The organism is Pseudarthrobacter oxydans (assembly GCF_030812335.1).
GTDB lineage: Bacteria > Actinomycetota > Actinomycetes > Actinomycetales > Micrococcaceae > Arthrobacter > Arthrobacter oxydans_B.
Map to the genome: position 1 here is coordinate 119,555 of NZ_JAUSSN010000008.1, position 18,737 is coordinate 138,291.

Below are 18,737 nucleotides of genomic sequence, written 5' to 3' on the forward strand. Positions count from 1 at the left end.
CCCCATGGCAGCAACTACCGAAATGCCCCCGGCACCAGCGGCGGTGATGACCCACCGCCAGATCATGGAGGCCCTGACCGGCCTGCTGGCCGCGTTCTTCACCGCCATCATCAGCAGCACGATCGTCGCGAACGCCCTGCCCACGATCATGTCCGAGCTCAACGGAACCCAGACCGACTTCGCCTGGGTCATCACCGCAGCCCTGCTGGCCAACGCCGCCACCACCCCCATCTGGGGCAAACTCGCCGACCTCTTCAACAAAAAGATGCTGGTCCAGCTCAGCATCGTAATCTTCGTGGCCGGATCCGTGATGGCGGGCCTGGCCGAGACGATCCCGCTGCTGCTGACCGCCCGCGTCATCCAAGGCATCGCCATGGGCGGGCTCACCGCACTGGCCATGGCCATCATCGGCTCCATCATCCCGCCCCGCGACCGCGGCAAGTACTCGGGATACATGGGCGCCGTAATGGCCGTGGGCACCGCCGGCGGACCGCTGCTCGGCGGGTTCATCGTGGACAGCCCGCTGGGCTGGCGCTGGACCTTCTTCGTCTGCGTCCCGCTGGCCATTGTGGCGCTCATCCTGCTGCAGGTCACCCTGAAGCTGCCGCACGTCCGGCGCCCTGCAAAGATCGACTGGCTCGGCTCCATCCTGCTGACCTCCGGCGTCAGCCTGCTGCTGATCTGGGTGTCCTTCGCCGGGAACCCGGACTACTACGACTGGTGGTCCTGGCAGACCGCGGCCATGGTCGGCGGCGGCCTTGCCCTGCTCGCCCTGTTGGTCCTGGTCGAATCCAGGGTGTCGCAGCCGATCATTCCGCTGAAGATCATTTCGCAGCGCACCACCGCCCTCGCCATCCTGGCCTCGATCGCCGTCGGCGTCGGGATGTTCGGTTCCTCCACCTTCCTGGGCCAGTACTTCCAGGTGGCCCGCGGCGCATCACCCACCGAAGCGGGGCTCCTGACCCTGCCGATGATCGCCGGCAACCTGATCGGCTCCGTCGTCTCCGGCCAGCTGATCAGCCGGACCGGAAAGTGGAAGCGGTACCTGGTCGCTGGCTCCATCCTGCTGATCAGCGGCCTCGGACTGACCGGAACCATCGACCACACCACCGACCTCTGGCTGACCGGTCTCTACACGGCGATCCTCGGCCTCGGCCTGGGCCTGCTGATGCAGAACCTCGTCCTGGCAGTGCAGAACACCGTGCGGGCCAGCGACATCGGAACCGCCAGCGCCTCGGTGGCCTTCTTCCGGTCGGTCGGCGGCGCCATCGGCGTCTCCGTGCTGGGGGCCATCATGGCCAACCGGGTCAAGGAACTCGCCACCGAGGGCCTTGCCGCCGCCGGGATTCCCGCCAGCGGCGGCGCCGGTACCAGCATGGACCTCAAGGACATGCCGGAGCCCGTCCGCGAGATCATGCGGACCGCCTACGGGGACGCCACGGCGCAGATCTTTATGGTCTCCGCGGTCGTCGGCCTGGTGGCCCTGATTGCGATCCTCTTCATCAAGGAAGAGCCGCTGCGGCGCACCGTGGACATCGTCACCCCCTCCGCCACAGGCGACGACGACGGCGGCACGGCCGGCAAGTTCGGCGGCACGACAACCAAGTACGACGGCGGCACGGCCGGCAAGTTCGGCGGCACGGCCACCGGGAACGGCGCGGCCAACGGTTCCACTGCAGAGGCTGGGTCCCACCCCACGGCCGCGCGGTCCGGCATCGTCGACCTCGACCGGGAATTCGTCGAGGTGCTCAGCCAGCAGCGCGAAAGCCAGCGCCGGGCACGGTAGGCGGCGGGCGCGGTAGGCGGCGGGCGGACTTAGGGTCCGGCCGCGGGGGCGGGAGACGCCACGAGCACGACGTTTTTCCCGAACAGATCCTCCGTGTAGCAGCTGATGAGTACCAGGCGGTTGGGAACGACCTGCCAGATTTGATGGTCCTTGAGCGTGGATTTGTCCTCGGTGGAAATCGACTCCACCCGGTAGCTGATCGTCCCCGCGGTAGTCGTCACGTCGAAAATGTCCCCCGGGGCGGTGGCGGAACTGAGCCGGTTGAACGGTGCGTCCCGGCCTTCCCAGCTGTGGCCCATGATGTACGTCGTATTGGCGGATCCCGCACCGGGCGTGCCGAAGGTCGTCACCCAGTATCCATCGAAGGAGACGGGCGGAACGATGGTCCGGGATGCGATGTCGCCCGGGCTCGGATCCAGCGGGTGGACCGCGACGTCGATGCCGGCGGCCGGATATACGATGCCCAGGGGTGCCGCCGCCGGGGGCAGCGCGGGCAGCTGTCCGGCTTCGGCTTGCGTGCCGCCGGTGCCGGGGGCGTCGGCGGCCAGTCCCGCAGCGCCGTCCTCTGGGGCGCTGCGGCCGGGGCTTCCGGCGGCCACGGGCGCCGGTACTGCCGGCGTGAGGCCGGCCAAATCGGACCGGGCGGAGGGTCCCGGGCCGGATAGAAAGGTCAGGATAAGGAAGGCGACGAGACCGCACGCCAGAATCAGCAGATCGCCGCGGTTCCACGTCCGCCGCTTCGCGGTCTTTGAACCGCGGGACGGGGATCGGAGGAAGGGCATCGGAGCTCCTTCGTGAGTTCGCATGGTCGGGGCACCGGCCCAGGAGTTCGAAAGGGTCGGGGCACCGGCCCAAGCGGACCGGTGCCCCTTCGCTACAGCAGCCCTACAGGATTGCGTCCGCGCCCAGCCCGCGCCCTCTGCGCCTCAGCGCGACCACCGCACCGGCCGTGAGCAGCGCCGCCAGACCTGCCACCCATCCCGGAAGTCCGGCATCGGAGTGGCTGGCCACAGCCGTTTGGGCGTTGAATCCCTGGTTGACTGCAACCGCGGCGCCGGCGCCCGCAGGTACTACAACTGCTGCGCCCTCCCCGGGCGGCACCGCTGCATCTTCTCCGGGCGGAACGACGTCATCTTCCCCTGGCGGCACCGTGACGTCTTCGTCCGGCTTCTCCCCGTCGTGGTCGTCGTCATCGTCGTGGTGAGCCGAGACGCAGCCCTTATCGGGGACCGGGTAGATGTCGGCCTTGCCGTTGTGCCCGTCCTTGTGCCCGTGGAGCCACGCCTGTTCGGCAACGGTGATCACAACATACGGGTTCTTCTCAGATCCCGTCGCGTGGCAAATGGTGACCTTCTTTGAATCCGATCCGTGGTCCCCGTCGTGGTCCCCCCCGTTGCCCCCGCCGTCGCCCGCCGGGCAGCCGCCGGCCGGGGCCGGGACGATGTCGCCGTCGTGTACTCCCTGGGCGTAGTGGCCGTTGAGTCCGTTCTCGCTGATCGTGATTTCAACGTACGGGTTCGAGTCCGAGCCGGTCGCATGGCAGATGCTGATGTTGTCGTCTGGGCCGGCAGTTGCGGGGGCGCTGGTAGCTAGTAGGGCAAGGCCGGCGATGCCGGCCGCTGCAAGGACTTTCTTCATGGCAGTGCTCCATCTGGATCATTTTGGACTGACCAGACTGCGGGAGTTGGCGATTCTTGACAGAGCCGACCGATAACGCGGGTTCCCAGATGACCTCTGTTTCCCCAGCAGCGTTGTCCAGTAACTGACGACTCCACGCTAGGCCGAAGGCCGCCGGCGGACACGAGTAATCGCTACCCGCTGGGCTACCGGTTTCTTTTGCCGGCACTACTGTGGCCGCAGGTGACTACTGGGGCCGAAGGTTACTGAGTTCCTGCCAGCCTTCGGAATGTACGCCGTATGGATGATTTTCGGTGTCCGATGTTCCACGCGGGCCGGTCGTTTCGTAGAGTTGGATGGCTATGGCTGTCGGCCCCCTTTGCTACTAATGGGAGCATCCGGTGGATGGTTCCCCGCCAGACTCTTCTCCAGCCTCATTTACTCGGTATTTCCTAAGGACTCGTGGGCATGCTTGTCACTCTCATACGGCGCTATTCGAAGCCGTATCTGCCATACATCTGGGCAGTCATCTTTTTCCAGCTCGCCTCCACCATCGCGGCGCTGTACCTTCCCAGCCTGAACGCCCAGATCATTGATGAGGGTGTCTCCCGCGGCGACACGGACTACATCTGGCGGACCGGCGGGGTCATGCTCGTCGTCGCCCTGGTCCAGGTCGTCACCGCGATCGCCGGCGTCTATTTCGGGTCCAGGGCCGCCATGGCGTTCGGCCGCGACCTGCGCCGCGGGGTCTTCCGCCAGGTCACGAGTTTCTCCGCCAAAGACGTCAACGTCTTCGGCGCCCCCACACTGATCACCCGCGGCACCAACGATGTCCAGCAGGTGCAGATGCTCATGCTGATGGGGCTGAACTTCATGGTGGCCACGCCCATCATGTGCATCGGCGGCATCTTCATGGCCCTCCGCGAGGACCTCAACCTGTCCTGGCTGGTCTGGGTGTCCGTTCCGGTGCTCGTGGTCGTAGTGGGCTACCTGGTGGTCCGCCTGATGCCGCTCTTCCGGGCCATGCAGAAGAAGATCGACCGGCTCAACGGCATCCTCCGCGAGCAGATCATCGGCATCCGCGTCGTCCGGGCCTTCGTCCGCGAACCCCACGAAGCCGAGCGCTTCGGTGCCGCGAACAAGGACCTCACCGACGTTTCACTGAAAATCGGCGCCCTGTTTGTCCTCATGTTCCCCGCCATCGGCATGATCCTGCACGTCTCCACCGCCGCCGTGCTGTGGTTCGGCGGCCAGCGGGTCGACGCCGGCGAGATGCAGGTCGGTGCCCTCACGGCCTTCCTGCAGTACCTGCTGCAGATCCTGATGGCCGTCATGATGGGCACCTTTATGGCCATGATGATTCCGCGCGCCTCGGTCTGCGCCGACCGCATCGGCGAGGTGCTCGACGTCGAACCCTCCATCCACGAGACGCTGACCCCGGTGGCACCGGTTGAAAAAGCCGGCCGCGTCGAGTTCCGGAACGTGTCCTTCGCCTACCCCGGCGCCGAAGCGCCCGTCCTGAGCGACATCAGCTTCACCGCCGAACCCGGGCAGACCGTGGCCATCATCGGCTCCACCGGCGCCGGCAAGACCAGCCTGCTGGCCCTGCTGCCCCGCCTGTACGACGCCGCGTCGGGGGAGGTGCTGCTCGACGGCGTCCCCGTCACCGACCTGGACCGCTCGGAGATCACGCAGCGCGTGGCCATGGTTCCGCAACGGCCCTACCTGTTCTCCGGAACCATTGAGCACAACCTGCGCTTCGGAAAGCCGGAGGCCACCGACGAGCAGCTCTGGGACGCGCTGACCGTGGCCCAGGCAGCGGACTTTGTGCGCGAGAAGAAGAACGGGCTCGGCTCACGGATCTCCCAGGGCGGCACCAACGTCTCGGGCGGCCAGCGCCAGCGCCTCTGCATCGCCCGGGCCCTGGTCACCGAGCCGAAGGTGTTCCTCTTTGATGACTCCTTCTCCGCCCTCGACGTCGCGACCGACGCCCGGCTCCGCCGCGCCCTCAAAGCGAAAACCGCCGACGCCACCGTCATTATCGTCGGGCAGCGCGTCTCCACCATCGCCGACGCCGACCAGATCCTGGTGCTCGACAACGGCCGGATCGTGGACCGCGGCACGCACGACGAACTGCTGCAGAGCTCCAGCACCTACCAGGAAATTGTCGAATCCCAGCTGACCGCGGAGGCCGTGGCATGAGCACCAACGAAAAGACCAAGCTCCCACCCTCCGGCACGGAACTACCTGCCACGGAACCATCTGCCACCGGATCCGACGTCACCGAGCCCGACGACGATTTCTACGAGGAGGAATACACCCCCGGCGAGGCCGACGGCGGCATGTTCGGCGACCTGCCCGCGAAGAAAGCCCAGCACTTCTGGCCCTCCGCGAAGCGGCTGATGGGCCTGCTGGCGCCCGAACGGGCCGGCATCATCGCCGTGCTCGCCATGGTGACGGTCGCCGTCGTCCTCAACGTGGTGGCGCCCCGGATCCTCGGCCAGGCCATGGACGTCATCTTCGGCGGCGTCGTCGGCAAGCAGCTGCCGGCCGGCGGCACCAAGGAGGAGTTCGTCGAGGGCCTGCGCGCCCAGGGCCAGGACAACTTCGCGGACATGCTCTCCAAGATGGACGTCATCCCCGGCGTCGGCATCGACTTCCAGCAGCTCGGCTTCCTGATCAGCGTGGTGCTGGTGATGTACTTCGTCGCCAACATCTTCCTCTGGCTGCAGGGCTACGTCCTGAACATCCTGGTCATGCGGGTGGTCCGCCAGCTGCGCGACGACACCGAGAAAAAGCTCAACCGGCTGCCGCTGAACTACTTCGACACCCGCCAGCGCGGCGACATCCTCTCCCGGGTCACGAACGACGTGGACAACATCCAGCAGGCGCTGCAGCAGGCCTTCGCGCAGCTCGTTAACTCGGCCCTGACGGTGATCGGCATCGTCATCATGATGTTCATCGTGTCCTGGCAGCTGGCGCTCATTGCCCTGGTCGCGCTGCCGCTCTCGGCCGTGGCCGCCGGGATCATCGGCTCCCGCAGCCAGAAGCTCTTCGCGGCCCAGTGGAAGAACACCGGCGAGCTCAACGGCCAGATCGAGGAATCCTTCTCCGGCCACGACCTCGTCCGGGTCTTCGGCCGCGACGCCGACATGCTGGACCGCTTCGACGAACGGAACGAGGCGCTCTACAAGGCCAGCTTCGGGGCGCAGTTCGTGTCCGGCATGATCATGCCGGTCATGCAGTTCGTGTCCTACCTCAGCTACGTGGGCATCGCCGTCGTCGGCGGGCTGCGGGTGGCCTCCGGCGGGATGAGCCTGGGCGACGCCACCGCGTTCATCCAGTACTCGCGCGAGTTCACCCAGCCGCTGGGCCAGATGGCGGGCATGGCGAACATGCTGCAGTCCGGCGTCGCCTCCGCGGAGCGGGTCTTCGAATTCCTCGACGCCGAGGAACAGGACGAAGAGACCGCCACGGAGCAGTTGCCGGCCAAGACCGACGGCCACGTCGGGTTCCGGCACGTCACGTTCAGCTACACCCCGGACAAGCCGCTGATCGAGGACCTGTCCTTCACCGCGGAGCCCGGGCACACCGTCGCGATCGTCGGCCCCACCGGTGCCGGCAAGACCACCCTGGTGAACCTCGTGATGCGCTTCTACGAACTCCAGGGCGGCAGCATCACCCTGGACGGCGTCGACATCACCCACCTGAGCCGTGCGGAACTGCGGGCCAAGGTGGGCATGGTGCTGCAGGACGCGTGGCTCTTCGGCGGGACCATCTACGACAACATCCGCTACGGCAAGCTGGACGCGACCGAGGAGCAGGTGATGGAGGCGGCGAAGGCCACCTTCGTGGACCGCTTCGTCCGCGCCCTCCCGGACGGCTACAACACCGTCATCGACGAGGAAGGCAACAACGTCAGCGCCGGCGAGAAGCAGCTGATCACCATCGCCCGGGCATTCGTGGCGAACCCCTCGCTGCTGATCCTGGACGAGGCCACCAGCTCGGTGGACACCCGCACCGAGGTGCTCGTCCAGAAGGCGATGGCCGCCCTGCGCACCGACCGCACAAGCTTCGTGATTGCCCACCGCCTCTCCACCATCCGCGACGCCGATACCATCCTGGTGATGGAGGCCGGCCGGATCGTGGAGCAGGGCGCCCACGCCCAGCTGCTGGACCTCAAGGGCGCCTACTACCGCCTCTACATGTCCCAGTTCGCCGGCGAGGACGCCGAGACGGCCTTTTCGGAAAACACGGCCGACGACGCGACCGCGGTGCACAGTTGAGCGCCGCCGTCCGGGACCCAGAGTCCCGCATCGAGGTGCAGATCCCGATGCGCTGGGGCGATATGGATGCCTACGGGCACATCAACAATGTCCAGGTCGTCCGGATCCTGGAGGAGGCCCGCATCGCAGCCTTTGGTCCGCCGCGCGGTCCCGGCCTACCCGGGATCGAGCCGCCCGTGCCGCTCTTCAGCGAGGTCCCGGAGGGGACCCTGGCGCTGATCGTGGAACACAGGATCCGCTATGTCCGCACCCTTGAATACCGCAACATCCCGGCTGTGGTGCAGCTGTGGATCGGCGCGGTCAAGGGCGCCAGCTTCGACATCCACTACCTCGTCCAGGACCCCGTGACCGGCGAGGACTGCGTCCGGGCCACCAGCCACCTGGCCTTCGTGGAGGAATCCACCGGGCGGGTGCTGCGGCTGACGCCGGAGCAGAAGGAGAAGCTCGCCCGCTTCGCGCCGGTTCCCGCCGGCTGAGCCAAACCGGTCCGTTTGGCTCTACCTCGGTCCACCGATCGTCCCTAGAATAAACAATCCGCGGGCACCCAGCCCCGAAGCCAAGGAGCACAGATCATGGTGAACAAACGAGCACAGATGATGGCGCACAAGCGCAGGAGGAACGCCCGGAAGAAGACCTGGAAGGAACTCTCGCCGATGGCGAAGTTCGGCACCATCACCGCCGCCATCGTCCAGCTCTCGCTCCTGTTCGCCGCGCAGAAGGATATTTCGCACCGGCCGGCGGAGCAGATCCGCGGCAGCAAGATGTTCTGGCGGCTGGCGACCCTGGTCAACTTTGTCGGCCCGGGCAGCTACTTCACGTTCGGCGTCAAGCGGACGCCGGCGGCCAAGTAGCAGCGGGTCCGTCCCCCGCGCCGGGCTACCGGACAGTAACTTTGGGCCGCCCCCGTGATGCGGGCGTCCAGCTTAAGCCTGTAAATTGAAGGCATGACCCCAGCCAAAAAGCCTGCCATGCACCGCGCCCTCGGCATCTCCAAGGAGATTGAGGACGCGGCGTGGTTTGTCCTAGGGCCCGGGCTGCTGGGCAAAGCTTCAGCCCTGGACGGCCGCACCAAAACGTGGTCGGTGCCGGCCGCCGCGGAGCTGCTCGGCCGCCTCGAACGCGGGGTGCCGGATCCCAAAGCGCCCATGATGACCAACCTGCGGCAGAACCTGGCGGACGCCTCGAGGGGGGCCAAGCAGTTGGCCGTCGAGCTGCTCTTCCTGCAGTCCCTGCCACTGGCCCATGAAGTGAAATCCCTCAAGGTCAAGCGTGCGCGCGTGGCCGAGGCCGCCTCCTGGCTGGAGCCGCCGCTGGAACTTCCCGATGAGCTGTTCGCCGGCATGACCGACCACGGGGTCATCCGGGACCGCACCGCGGAGTTCAACTGGACCATCTGGGACCACCTGAAATGGCTCTGCCGGCTGGTGAAGCACGTCGCCCAGCGCCCGGCCGGGGAAGTCGCGGCCGCCGTCAAGGATCCGCTGGCCTTCCACCGGCTCGTTGCCGGCACGCCCGATGACCAGCCGGCGATCCGCCGCAGCATCGAATTCCTGGTCTGGCCCAGCTACTTCGAGCCCGTTGTGGCCGACGTCGAGCGCCAGGAGATCCGCGATGCGTTCGCCTCCCTCGTGGGCGGCGCGAAGGGCGACAGCGACGAGGACATCTCCGCCGACGTCCACCGCATCCGGCTGCACCTCGACGAACAGGCCGGCCAGCGGATCGACTGGTACTCCCGGCAGCTCGTGAGCCAGTGGCGCAAGGTCGGCGACCCCGGCCGGCGGGCCTGGCTGCTGCGCACCCACCAGGACAACGCCGAACTGCTGGGCACCTGGCAGGCCGAGGAATCGGTAACGCTCGACGTCGAGCACCTGCGCCTGCTGGACCCGGGCGTCACCGCCGGGCTGGTCCAGCATGCCGTCGACGAGGACTACAAGCACCTCGGCTACGTGGAACGCGAGGACACCAAAACCGCCGTCTTCGCCTTCCTGACCGTGATGAAGCCCGGCGACCTGGCCCTGTACCAGAACTCCGGCACCGTCAGGGTGGGCGTGGTGCTCGGTGAGCCCGAGCACCACGAGGACAACCGCCGGCTGCGCCGAAAGGTCCGCTGGTTCGATGGGGCCCACACCATGACGGAACTGCCCCGCCACGTGCAGCGGCAGCTGGCCACGTCCGGCATCGTTGTGGACGTCACCCGCGTCATCCAGGCCCTGGAAGCGCTGCTACCCGCCGAAGCGGAAACCCAGCCTGGCGACGGGACCGGGCCGGCCGCCGTCGTCGAACCTGCCTGCGAGGGATTCCGCCCGTTGACGCCGGAGTTCGCCGCGTCGCTGCACATGGACCTGGAGCCGCTGCAGGAAATCGCCGAACTGCTGGAGGAGAACCGCCAGCTGGTGCTGTACGGCCCGCCCGGCACCGGCAAGACATACCTCGCCAAGCACCTGGCTGCCCAGCTCGCCGGCGACACCACCGACGAGCGCGTCAAGCTGGTCCAGTTCCACCCCTCGTACGCCTATGAGGACTTCTTCGAGGGCTTCCGGCCGGACAAGACGGACGAAGGCCAGGTGTCCTTTAAACTCGTCGCCGGGCCGCTGCGCCGGATCGCCGAGGAGGCTGCCAAGCCCGGCAACGAGAGCAAACCGTACTTCCTGATCATCGATGAGATGAACCGGGCCAACCTGGCGAAAGTCTTCGGTGAGCTGTACTTCCTGCTCGAATACCGCGACGACCGGATCTACCTGCAGTACAGCCCCAACGAGCCCTTCACGCTGCCGGATAACCTCTACATCATCGGCACTATGAACACCGCGGACCGCTCCATTGCGATGATGGATGCCGCCATCCGCCGGCGCTTCTCCTTCATCGAACTCCACCCCAAGACCGAACCGGTGCAGGGATCGCTGCTGCGGTTCCTGCAGGCCCGGGACCTGGACACGACGCCGGCCCTGCTGATGGACGCGCTCAACGACGCCATCGACGAATGGGACCGGGACCTGATGATCGGCCCCTCCTACTTCATGAAGCCGTCCGCGCAGACGCCCAAGGGCCTGCGCCGGATCTGGAAGTACGAGCTGATGCCGCTGCTGGAGGAGCATTACCACGGCCAGCTGAACCGCGCGCAGCTGGAGGAGCGGTTCGGACTGGACCAGCTGCTTGACCGCCTTGCGCGCGTCTAGCCAGCCAAGGCCCGCGGGCCGGAACGGGGCGCCGGGGTCACAGCCGGTCCGCCGGGTCGTCCTCGACGAGCTCTCCGGCGGCCTGGTCGAGCGGCTCGACCCTGCCAGCGCGGCCTATGTCAATGGCAGCGGCCTGGCCAACGCCTCGCCTATGGGTATGGGCCTGTACCGGATCGAACCCGTGGGGAAGGTCGGCTCCGTGCGCACCCCGACGGTGCAGCTCGAGGTGCGGCCCAAGGACCGGCTCGGCCTGGACCGGCTCCTGTTCCTGCTGGGCTACGCCGGGGACCAGGGCTTCCGGGAGGACTCCGTCGCGGCGGTCGAGGAAAAGGATCTGTGGAGCGCGCTGGCCGAGTCGCTGGCGCAGCTCGCGGAACGGGCGCTCAGCCGCGGCGTGCTGCAGGGCTACCTGACGGTCGACGAGGCGCTGCGGACGGTCAAGGGCAGGATCCGCATTTCGGACCAGATCTCGCGGCGGCCCGGCATGCTCGTGCCGCTTGAGGTTTCCTACGACGAATTCACCGAGGACATTGCGGAGAACCGTATCCTGCGGGCGGCGCTGGAACGGATGTCCCGGGTCCCGGGCGTGCGGCCGGAGGTGCTCAGCCGGCTCCGCCAGCTCAAGGGCAAGCTCGCGGCCGTCACCCGGCTGCAGTCCGGCGCGCCCCTGCCGGTGTGGCGGGCCAGCCGGATGAACACCCGGTACCAGGGCGCGCTGCGGCTCGCCGAGGTGATCCTGCGCCACGCCTCGGCTGAGGCCGGCGACGGCACCCAGCAGTCGGCGTCGTTTGTGGTGGACATGTCCGTGGTGTTCGAGGATTTCGTCGGCTCGGCGCTCCGCGAGGCCATGGCGGCGTACCCGGGGGAGATGCGGCTGCGGTACAACGCCTTGCTCAACGAAGCCGTGCGCGACTCGGACCGGATCGTGGTCCAGCCCGGCGCCGTGCACCTGCTGGGCGGCCGCCCGGTGGTGGTCTACGACGCCAGGTATCAGGCCGCGGCCGACGCCGGGGCGTCACTATCGGGGGACCACTACCGGATGCTGGCGTACTGCACGTCGCTAAGGGTGCCGACGGCCTGGCTGGTGTATCCGGGCGCGGGGGAGATCAAACTGCGCCAAATCCTCAACACCGATATCGACGTGGTGGAGTTCCCCCTGGACCTGTCGAGGCCGCCGTCGGAAATCCTGGCCTCCGTGGCGGACCTCGCGCAGCAATCGTGGGGCGAAGTGGTCCGGCAGGCGACCATCAGCCGCTGACGTCCGCCGAGTCTTAGTAGCCGGCGGCCTGTTCCTCGGAAACGGACAGCAGGTGGCCCAGGAGAGCCTTCTCCGGCTGGCCAGGGTTGTTGGCGACGTGCCAGCTTAGCCGTTCGCGGACCTGAGCCTCGTCCGGGGTGGTATCGGAGAGGATCGCATCAATGATCGCGGATACCTGCCGGCGCAGGGGGCCGAGATCGGGATCGATATGGTGGGCCCGGTCGGCCTCGGGGGACCGCCGGTGCTCCGGCGGCCGTGACTCGGGGGACGACTTTGACGGCCGAGTTGCAGGCGACGTGGTGGACCTCAGCAAGTGCGGCATCTGGCGCTCTCCCGTGGAGTAGAAGTACGAGTAAATGCGGACTCGATAGAGTCCTTGTCCCCAGATTCGGATATTACCCGAGACAGACGAGTCTGTCTCGGAGCGTTGAAATATTTTTTATTGGCGCTGCAAGCGACGTGCAGGAACGACGTCGGAGAGCCACCTCTGGGAGCCGGAAGGAGTCCGGGCTAAGCGGTCTTTCCCTGCAGGAAGTCATCCAGGTGCTGCTCCAGCGCGGAAACGTCCTTGAGCTCGCACTCCCAGACGGTGAGCACTTCCCAGCCCGAGTGCTCCAGCTGACGGCGTTGTTCGGCGTCGCGGGTCCGAGTCCGGGTGCGCTTGGTTTCCCAGAACTCGGCGTTGGCCTTGGGCGCGTGCTGCCCGGCCCGGCAGTCATGGAAATGCCAGAAGCAGCCGTTCACGAAGATCACTTTGTGGCGGCTGGCGAAGACCAGATCCGGGTTACCCGGGAGCCGTCCGCCGCGGGCAGTGCCGTGCAGCCGGTAGCGGTAGCCCTTGGCGTGGAGCAACCTGCGCACCAGCAGCTCGGGCTTGGTGTTCTTCCCGCGGATGCGGGACATGTTCCAGCTGCGCCGCTCGGGGGTCAGCTTGTCCGCCATGATTTAAGTCTAGGCGGCGGGTGCCGCCGCCGACCGGATGCTAGATCTCACGCTCGGGGTGCTCGCCAAACTGGAAATGGCGCCCACTGACCGAGGTGGGCTGGATCTCAACGTAGAAGTCCTTCAGGGTCGGCACCCACGGCTTGAGCCCCAGGGCTTCTGCCGCTGCGATGTCGGCGGACTGGTCGAGGACCCGGGCCGTGCCGCGCAGGACAACCGACCAGGCCTCGTCGGAGAGGATGCCGTCGGTTTCGAACAGCACTTTGGCATTGATGGTCAGCTCAGCGAGTTTGTTGCCGGGTGCGGTTCGGAGGTAGAGCTTCCGGTCGCTCACGGCGTAGTTCACCGGAAAGATATCGGGTTCGCTGCCAACGATGACCACGAGCCTGCCGTGTTTGGTGCCCTCAATCAGCTTCCAGCTCTGATCGTCATCAAGTACGAGGATGGGGGTTTCGTCTGCATGTTCGAACATCATGGGTTCATTGTTCTGGGCGGTGTAGAAAAACGCCAGAGGCGTGGGCGGGAAAGTCGGTGTGTGTCGGCCGGGAACGGTGCCGGGCGTGTCTATTCTGAGCGCCGGCTCGGGGCGATCCAGGGTTCCTGTGGATAACCACGGTGTCCCAAATGTGATGTCAGTTACCCTTAGAGCATTGATTGGCTTCAGGCGTCTTGATTTCTATCGGGGGAGTAGCTGACCATGACATCTCGCACTTCAATTTTTGACCGCCGCAGACGCATTTTTGCCGCCGCGGTTGCCCTAAGCCTGTTGCCAGTCACAGCCTGCACCGGCGGGGGGAAAACACCAGGCGCAACGGCCGCACCTGAGTCCTCAAGCCCGACGGCGTCGCCGACACAGACGGCCACCCCCACGCCAACGGCGAGCTATAAACCGGCCGATGCCTCGGGCAAGGCCCAAAACGTGCCAATTCCCGTGCTCCCGGAAGCTGCGAAGGCGGAGACGAGGGAAGGTGCAATCGCTTTCGCGAAGCACTGGTATGAGGCTCTGAATTACGCCTATCAAACCGGAGATTTCGTGCCGTTAGATGCGGTAACGGGTGCTGGATGTCGCATGTGTGCGAAGGTTCGCCCCGGCATAGTTGAATGGAACTCGGAGGGCCGTTGGATTGCGGGAGGTCTTGTGGCGGTCAAAGGGGCCTTCACGGAATTCGTGAAGACCGCTGACGGCCACTATCAAGTCACTACACAGCTGGAACAACCTGGCGGGTCCCTTCATCGGGCAGATTCCAGCATCGAAAAGTCCGTGGCTGCCTCGCAAGTTCTTGCCGACATAATGACCATTCGTTTCACAGACGGCGGGTGGAACGCAGTGGACGTCGATCGGCTCGGTGGATGAAAAGAGGCTGTGGTCTTCGTAGCTCTCTCGGGCACTCTCTAAAGGTCCTGGTAGCAGTCATTCTGATTTCGGTGTCCGGCGGAGCTCCAGCTGTCGCCGACACATCGGACGTGTTCTGGAACTCGACTGGCGTTGGCGTTTGGCGATACGACGCGTCCACCAAAGTCTGGGTGGACGCGCCCAACGCCGTCCCTCAGAGCCCATACCAATACCGGTTCGATTACCTGTGCTTGGTGGACAATAATTCCTTCGATGTCGACTGTCTCGCCGCGGCGACAGAGTGCAGTGCCGGTGAAAACGGACGCCCCGTCAGATGGTGGTGGAAGTTGGTGGTGGCGGGACCAAACGATTGGAGCCGGATCGCCCCGGACCGCTGCGTGTATTCCGAGAAACCGGACGACGTACTGGGTAAGATCGCCGCTCAGATTCAGACGAAGTTTCAGCAACTTCCCGTAAGCGCAGGAAACTCGGTGATGCAACCGAATCCGCACACGCTCAGAGGCGCCGAGACCAACTTCTATGTGGAGGCAGCTGAGCAATCATTCACGGTAGACATGCTCGGCCAGAGTGTCTCAATCGTTGCCAAACCCGTCCAGTACACCTGGAGTTACGGGGACGGAACCTCGCTGGGGCCGCAGACGGCGGCCGGTGGACCCCTCCCGCAGGACCGCTGGGGCGAAAAGACCTCCACCAGCCACGTCTATACCCAGACGGGCGATTTCTCGGTGGTGCTGACGACCCATTTCCAGGGAACCTACTCGGTCAATGGCGGGCCGCCGCTGCCCATCCCGGGGCAAGGGCAATTCAGTTCGCCGCCGCAGACCGTCAGCGTCTGGCGCTCCATCACCCGGAACTACGCCGACGACTGCCTCCGCAATCCGCAGGGCCAAGGCTGCCCCGGCGTCGTACCTCCTGCCCCCTAGCGTTGAGCCCGGGCGCTGCCGGCGCATGCACCGATGACACGCGAGCTACGCCCGCAACTCCCGGTCGAGCCGTTCCATCCGGGCACTCACCAGCTGGCAGCGGGGATCCTGGGGCCCCAGCAGTGTGGCCGCCGTGGCTGCGGCCGCAGTGTCCCAGGAGCCCATGTCGCTGCTGCACCACTGCAGCATCAACCCGGCGTCACCGCTGGCCCGGACGGAGGCGCCGACCGCTTCATTGAGCTCGTCGCGCATAAACCCGACCGCAAGATTGGTCGAACGGTTGAGGAATTTGGCCCGGTACGCCGCGAAGGCCTCGGCGACCCGGCCGTCCCGCAAATGGCCAGCCACCTGAGCGGCATCCGTAACCACCCTGACGGCCGACGAGAATCGGTAGGGGTTGGCTTCCACGACATTGCCCAGGATGCTGCGTATCCGGTGCATCTCGGTCCGGATCGCCGCAGCAGTGCCCGCGTCGCCGTGGATCTCGTAGGCCAGTTCATCGGCGCTCCAGCCCTGGGTCCGGGAGGCCAGCAGGGCCAGGATTTCGGCACGGCGCAGTGTCAGCGGGCGAGGGGCGCCGCCGTCGAGCGCCGCGGACGGCGCGTCCCCCAGCAGCCGCAGCGTCAGTAGCGACCGGACCCCGGCCTCGGAGCGCCCCGCGGCAGCAGACCCCGCAGACTGTCCGTGCTGGTGACCGGCCCCAACCGGCGGGGTGGCGGATTTCAGCAGCTCCTCAGCCAGCCGCACGCCGCAGCGCACCAGCCGCAGGCTGTCCGGCGTGACGGATTCGAACGGGCCGGAAACGTCCAGGACGCCGATGACTTCCCCCGACAACGGGTCGCGGATCGGGGAGGCCGTGCAGGCCCAGTCGTGGTGCGTCCGCACCAGGTGCTCGGCCGAGAAGAGTTGTGCGGGGGCGCCGGTCACCAGGGCTTCGCTGATGGCGTTGGTGCCAACGCCCGATTCGGACCAGTCGGCCCCCTCCACGAACTCCAGGGAGTCCGCGAGTTTCAATGCCTGTTTGCTGCCGACGCGCCACAGCACTTCGCCCTCGTGATCGGTCACGATCAGCAGGTGGCGCCCGGTCGCGGTCTCATCGGCCAGCAACTGGGACAGCGCCGGCATCACGGCCGCCAGCCGGTGGCCGGCACTGAGCGAGCGCGCCTCGGCGACTTCATGCCGGTGGATCGGACGGTGCTGGTCCGGATTGATGCCCAGCGCGAGGGAACGCTGCCAGGACTTGACGAGGGACGGCGACAAATGCGGGTTCGGAGTGCCGGAAACCGTGGCCTCGTGCGCCTTCCGCAGGGCGCGTGCGTACTCCGCCGGCGCAGAAAACCTCAGGTCAGAGAGCTGCGTGATGGAGCGACTCCCATGCCGCATGCTCATTGTTCCAACTCGCCCTCGAATCGTCGCACCCGGCCAGCTGCCGCCCTCCCGGCCGGCGGAGGCGCGGGCCAGGAGCTTGAGAGCCCTGTGTAACCCGATTGTAACCCCCCGCGGACTTTACTTGTGATGCGGGTCACGGCATGGACTGGACGTCATGCAACGGGACCGGCCCACAGTTAGCAACGGAAAAGAGGAAACATGCCTGAGACTCCAAACGGCGTGGTCGGGGCGTGGCTGGCGCGGTTCGATGAGGCGCTGCGCAGCCACAACACGGACGACGCCCTCGAGCTATTCGACGACGATTCGTACTGGCGCGACTTCGTCTCCTTCACCTGGAACCTCAAGACCCTGGAGGGCAAGGAGGACATCCGGCGGATGCTGGACGCGACCCTTGACGACGTGCAGCCCAGCAACTGGACCCTGGCCGAGGACGCCACCGGGGACGCTGCCAACGCCGAGGCGTGGGTGAATTTCGAGACCGCCCAGGCCCGCGGCCACGCCCATCTGCGGCTCCGCAACGGCAAATGCTGGACCCTGCTCACCACCATGCAGGAGCTCAAGGGCTTCGAGGAAAAGAAGGGGGCCAACCGGGAGAAAGGTGTCGCCCACGAGATCACCAAGGGCCGCAAGTCCTGGCTGGAGCTGAAGGAAGAGCAGGAAGCCCGGCTCGGCTACGAGGACCAGCCGTACACCGTCATCATCGGCGGTGGCCAGGGCGGGATCGGGCTGGGGGCACGGCTGCGCCGGCTCGGTGTGCCCACCATCATCATCGAGAAGAACGATCGCCCCGGCGACTCCTGGCGAAACCGCTACAAGTCCCTGCACCTCCACGACCCGGTCTGGTATGACCACCTGCCCTACATCAAGTTCCCGGACGACTGGCCGGTGTTCGCGGCCAAGGACAAGATCGGCGACTGGCTGGAAAACTACACGCGGATCATGGAACTGAACTACTGGTCCAAGACCGAATGCACCAACGCCCGCTTCGACGAAACCTCGCAGGAGTGGGTCGTGGAGGTAGTGCGCGACGGCGAACCGGTCACCTTGCGCCCCCAGCAGCTCGTCTTCGCCCTGGGCGTCTCGGGGTATCCCAGCGTTCCCGCGTTCGACGGCGCCGACTCCTTCCTGGGGGAGCAGTACCACTCGTCCAAGCACCCGGGCGGCGGTGACTGGACCGGGAAGAAGGCCGTGGTCATCGGCTCCAACAACTCGGCGCACGATATCTGCGCCGATCTCTGGGAGCACGGCGCGGACGTCACCATGGTCCAGCGGTCCTCCACCCACATCGCCCGCAGCGAATCCCTCATGGACCTGGCCCTTGGCGGCCTGTATTCCGAGAAGGCGCTCGCCAACGGGGTCACCACGGAGAAGGCCGACCTGCTGTTCGCCTCGCTGCCGTACCGGATCCTGCCCGAAGCCCAGATCCCGGTGTACGCGGAGATGGCCGAGCGGGACGCCGAGTTCTACTCCCAGCTGGAGGCCGCCGGCTTCGACCTAGACTTCGGCGTGGACGGCTCCGGGCTGTTCCTCAAGTACCTGCGGCGCGGCTCCGGCTACTACATCGACGTCGGCGCCTCGCAGCTGATCATCGACGGCCGGGTCAAGCTCGCCAACGGCGAGGTCGGCAAGATCACCGGGAACGCCGTCGTGATGGCCAACGGGGCGGAGCTGGAGGCGGACGCCATCATCTACGCCACCGGCTACGGCTCCATGAACGGCTGGCTGGCCGATCTGGTCTCACCCGAGGTCGCCGACGCCGTCGGGAAGTGCTGGGGCTTCGGCTCCGACACTCCCAAGGACCCGGGGCCGTGGGAAGGCGAACTGCGCAACATGTGGAAGCCTACCAACGTCGACAACCTCTGGATCCACGGCGGCAATCTGCACCAAAGCCGCCACTACTCCAACTATCTGGCGCTGCAGCTCAAGGCCAGGATGGAAGGGCTGCCGACGCCGGTCTTTGAGCGCCAGCCCACGCACCACACGCGCTGACCCGGACGGGCCGTGAC

General features: G+C 66.4%; 16 protein-coding genes. 10 read left to right on the forward strand and 6 right to left on the reverse strand.

Going from position 1 to position 18,737, the window contains the following annotated elements:
* Window positions 1-4 precede the first annotated feature (4 nt).
* A complete protein-coding gene (locus J2W14_RS14360; protein WP_307463696.1) occupies window positions 5-1,786 on the forward strand; it encodes an MFS transporter in 1,782 nt (593 codons plus the stop codon).
* A gap of 29 nt (window positions 1,787-1,815) precedes the next feature.
* Here the strand turns inward: J2W14_RS14360 and J2W14_RS14365 are convergent, their stop codons facing one another.
* Window positions 1,816-2,568 (reverse strand): class F sortase, encoded by a 753-nt coding sequence (locus J2W14_RS14365; protein ID WP_307463699.1) that lies wholly within the window; start codon window positions 2,566-2,568, stop codon window positions 1,816-1,818.
* A 103-nt stretch (window positions 2,569-2,671) separates the two neighbouring features.
* Window positions 2,672-3,424: a hypothetical protein gene (locus J2W14_RS14370; protein WP_307463702.1), complete on the reverse strand. Its 753-nt coding sequence runs from the start codon at window positions 3,422-3,424 to the stop codon at window positions 2,672-2,674.
* Between the two features lie 447 nt (window positions 3,425-3,871).
* Between J2W14_RS14370 and J2W14_RS14375 the strand changes: the two genes are divergently transcribed.
* From J2W14_RS14375 to J2W14_RS14400, 6 genes are all read left to right on the forward strand, one after another.
* On the forward strand, window positions 3,872-5,605 hold the full coding sequence (locus tag J2W14_RS14375; RefSeq protein WP_307463705.1) for an ABC transporter ATP-binding protein: 1,734 nt from the start codon (window positions 3,872-3,874) through the stop codon (window positions 5,603-5,605).
* Window positions 5,602-7,689, forward strand: a complete 2,088-nt coding sequence (locus J2W14_RS14380; RefSeq protein WP_370871305.1) for an ABC transporter ATP-binding protein — start codon at window positions 5,602-5,604, stop codon at window positions 7,687-7,689. Before J2W14_RS14375 ends, J2W14_RS14380 begins: the two co-directional genes overlap by 4 nt.
* A gap of 47 nt (window positions 7,690-7,736) precedes the next feature.
* Window positions 7,737-8,165: an acyl-CoA thioesterase gene (locus J2W14_RS14385; protein WP_307463962.1), complete on the forward strand. Its 429-nt coding sequence runs from the start codon at window positions 7,737-7,739 to the stop codon at window positions 8,163-8,165.
* Window positions 8,166-8,261: 96 nt separating this feature from the next.
* Window positions 8,262-8,540 (forward strand): hypothetical protein, encoded by a 279-nt coding sequence (locus tag J2W14_RS14390; RefSeq protein WP_307463707.1) that lies wholly within the window; start codon window positions 8,262-8,264, stop codon window positions 8,538-8,540.
* A gap of 93 nt (window positions 8,541-8,633) precedes the next feature.
* Window positions 8,634-10,865, forward strand: a complete 2,232-nt coding sequence (locus tag J2W14_RS14395) for an McrB family protein (protein WP_307463709.1) — start codon at window positions 8,634-8,636, stop codon at window positions 10,863-10,865.
* A complete protein-coding gene (locus J2W14_RS14400; RefSeq protein WP_307463964.1) occupies window positions 10,852-12,123 on the forward strand; it encodes a 5-methylcytosine restriction system specificity protein McrC in 1,272 nt (423 codons plus the stop codon). The genes J2W14_RS14395 and J2W14_RS14400 overlap by 14 nt, the downstream gene beginning before the upstream one ends.
* Before the next feature lie 13 nt (window positions 12,124-12,136).
* Here J2W14_RS14400 and J2W14_RS14405 read toward each other — a convergent pair whose 3' ends face one another.
* The 3 genes from J2W14_RS14405 to J2W14_RS14415 form a co-directional block, all read right to left on the reverse strand.
* Window positions 12,137-12,445: a hypothetical protein gene (locus tag J2W14_RS14405; RefSeq protein ID WP_307463712.1), complete on the reverse strand. Its 309-nt coding sequence runs from the start codon at window positions 12,443-12,445 to the stop codon at window positions 12,137-12,139.
* Window positions 12,446-12,633: 188 nt separating this feature from the next.
* A complete protein-coding gene (locus tag J2W14_RS14410) occupies window positions 12,634-13,065 on the reverse strand; it encodes a very short patch repair endonuclease (protein WP_307463715.1) in 432 nt (143 codons plus the stop codon).
* Between the two features lie 40 nt (window positions 13,066-13,105).
* Complete coding sequence (locus J2W14_RS14415; protein WP_307463718.1) at window positions 13,106-13,540, reverse strand: pyridoxamine 5'-phosphate oxidase family protein; 435 nt, start codon at window positions 13,538-13,540, stop codon at window positions 13,106-13,108.
* Between the two features lie 222 nt (window positions 13,541-13,762).
* On the opposite strand from J2W14_RS14415, the gene J2W14_RS14420 reads away from it, so the two are divergent.
* Together J2W14_RS14420 and J2W14_RS14425 are read left to right on the forward strand one after the other, a co-directional pair.
* The gene (locus J2W14_RS14420; RefSeq protein WP_307463721.1) at window positions 13,763-14,419 is read left to right on the forward strand and encodes a DUF6318 family protein; all 657 of its coding nucleotides are present in this window, start codon (window positions 13,763-13,765) and stop codon (window positions 14,417-14,419) included.
* 110 nt (window positions 14,420-14,529) lie between these two features.
* Complete coding sequence (locus tag J2W14_RS14425) at window positions 14,530-15,342, forward strand: PKD domain-containing protein (RefSeq protein WP_307463724.1); 813 nt, start codon at window positions 14,530-14,532, stop codon at window positions 15,340-15,342.
* 45 nt (window positions 15,343-15,387) lie between these two features.
* Here the strand turns inward: J2W14_RS14425 and J2W14_RS14430 are convergent, their stop codons facing one another.
* Complete coding sequence (locus J2W14_RS14430) at window positions 15,388-16,725, reverse strand: GAF domain-containing protein (protein ID WP_307463726.1); 1,338 nt, start codon at window positions 16,723-16,725, stop codon at window positions 15,388-15,390.
* Window positions 16,726-16,929: 204 nt separating this feature from the next.
* Here J2W14_RS14430 and J2W14_RS14435 point away from each other — a divergent pair, with 204 nt between their 5' ends.
* A complete protein-coding gene (locus J2W14_RS14435) occupies window positions 16,930-18,720 on the forward strand; it encodes an NAD(P)/FAD-dependent oxidoreductase (protein ID WP_307463728.1) in 1,791 nt (596 codons plus the stop codon).
* Window positions 18,721-18,737 lie beyond the last annotated feature (17 nt).

Bases quoted from the DNA above. Each gene is read 5' to 3' on its own strand.
- J2W14_RS14360 (WP_307463696.1), top strand. From the start codon at position 5: ATGGCAGCAACTACCGAAATGCCCCCGGCACCAGCGGCGGTGATGACC.
- J2W14_RS14365 (WP_307463699.1), bottom strand. From the start codon at position 2,568: ATGCCCTTCCTCCGATCCCCGTCCCGCGGTTCAAAGACCGCGAAGCGG.
- J2W14_RS14370 (WP_307463702.1), bottom strand. From the start codon at position 3,424: ATGAAGAAAGTCCTTGCAGCGGCCGGCATCGCCGGCCTTGCCCTACTA.
- J2W14_RS14375 (WP_307463705.1), top strand. From the start codon at position 3,872: ATGCTTGTCACTCTCATACGGCGCTATTCGAAGCCGTATCTGCCATAC.
- J2W14_RS14380 (WP_370871305.1), top strand. From the start codon at position 5,602: ATGAGCACCAACGAAAAGACCAAGCTCCCACCCTCCGGCACGGAACTA.
- J2W14_RS14385 (WP_307463962.1), top strand. From the start codon at position 7,737: ATGCGCTGGGGCGATATGGATGCCTACGGGCACATCAACAATGTCCAG.
- J2W14_RS14390 (WP_307463707.1), top strand. From the start codon at position 8,262: ATGGTGAACAAACGAGCACAGATGATGGCGCACAAGCGCAGGAGGAAC.
- J2W14_RS14395 (WP_307463709.1), top strand. From the start codon at position 8,634: ATGACCCCAGCCAAAAAGCCTGCCATGCACCGCGCCCTCGGCATCTCC.
- J2W14_RS14405 (WP_307463712.1), bottom strand. From the start codon at position 12,445: ATGCCGCACTTGCTGAGGTCCACCACGTCGCCTGCAACTCGGCCGTCA.
- J2W14_RS14410 (WP_307463715.1), bottom strand. From the start codon at position 13,065: ATGGCGGACAAGCTGACCCCCGAGCGGCGCAGCTGGAACATGTCCCGC.
- J2W14_RS14415 (WP_307463718.1), bottom strand. From the start codon at position 13,540: ATGATGTTCGAACATGCAGACGAAACCCCCATCCTCGTACTTGATGAC.
- J2W14_RS14420 (WP_307463721.1), top strand. From the start codon at position 13,763: ATGACATCTCGCACTTCAATTTTTGACCGCCGCAGACGCATTTTTGCC.
- J2W14_RS14430 (WP_307463726.1), bottom strand. From the start codon at position 16,725: ATGCGGCATGGGAGTCGCTCCATCACGCAGCTCTCTGACCTGAGGTTT.
- J2W14_RS14435 (WP_307463728.1), top strand. From the start codon at position 16,930: ATGCCTGAGACTCCAAACGGCGTGGTCGGGGCGTGGCTGGCGCGGTTC.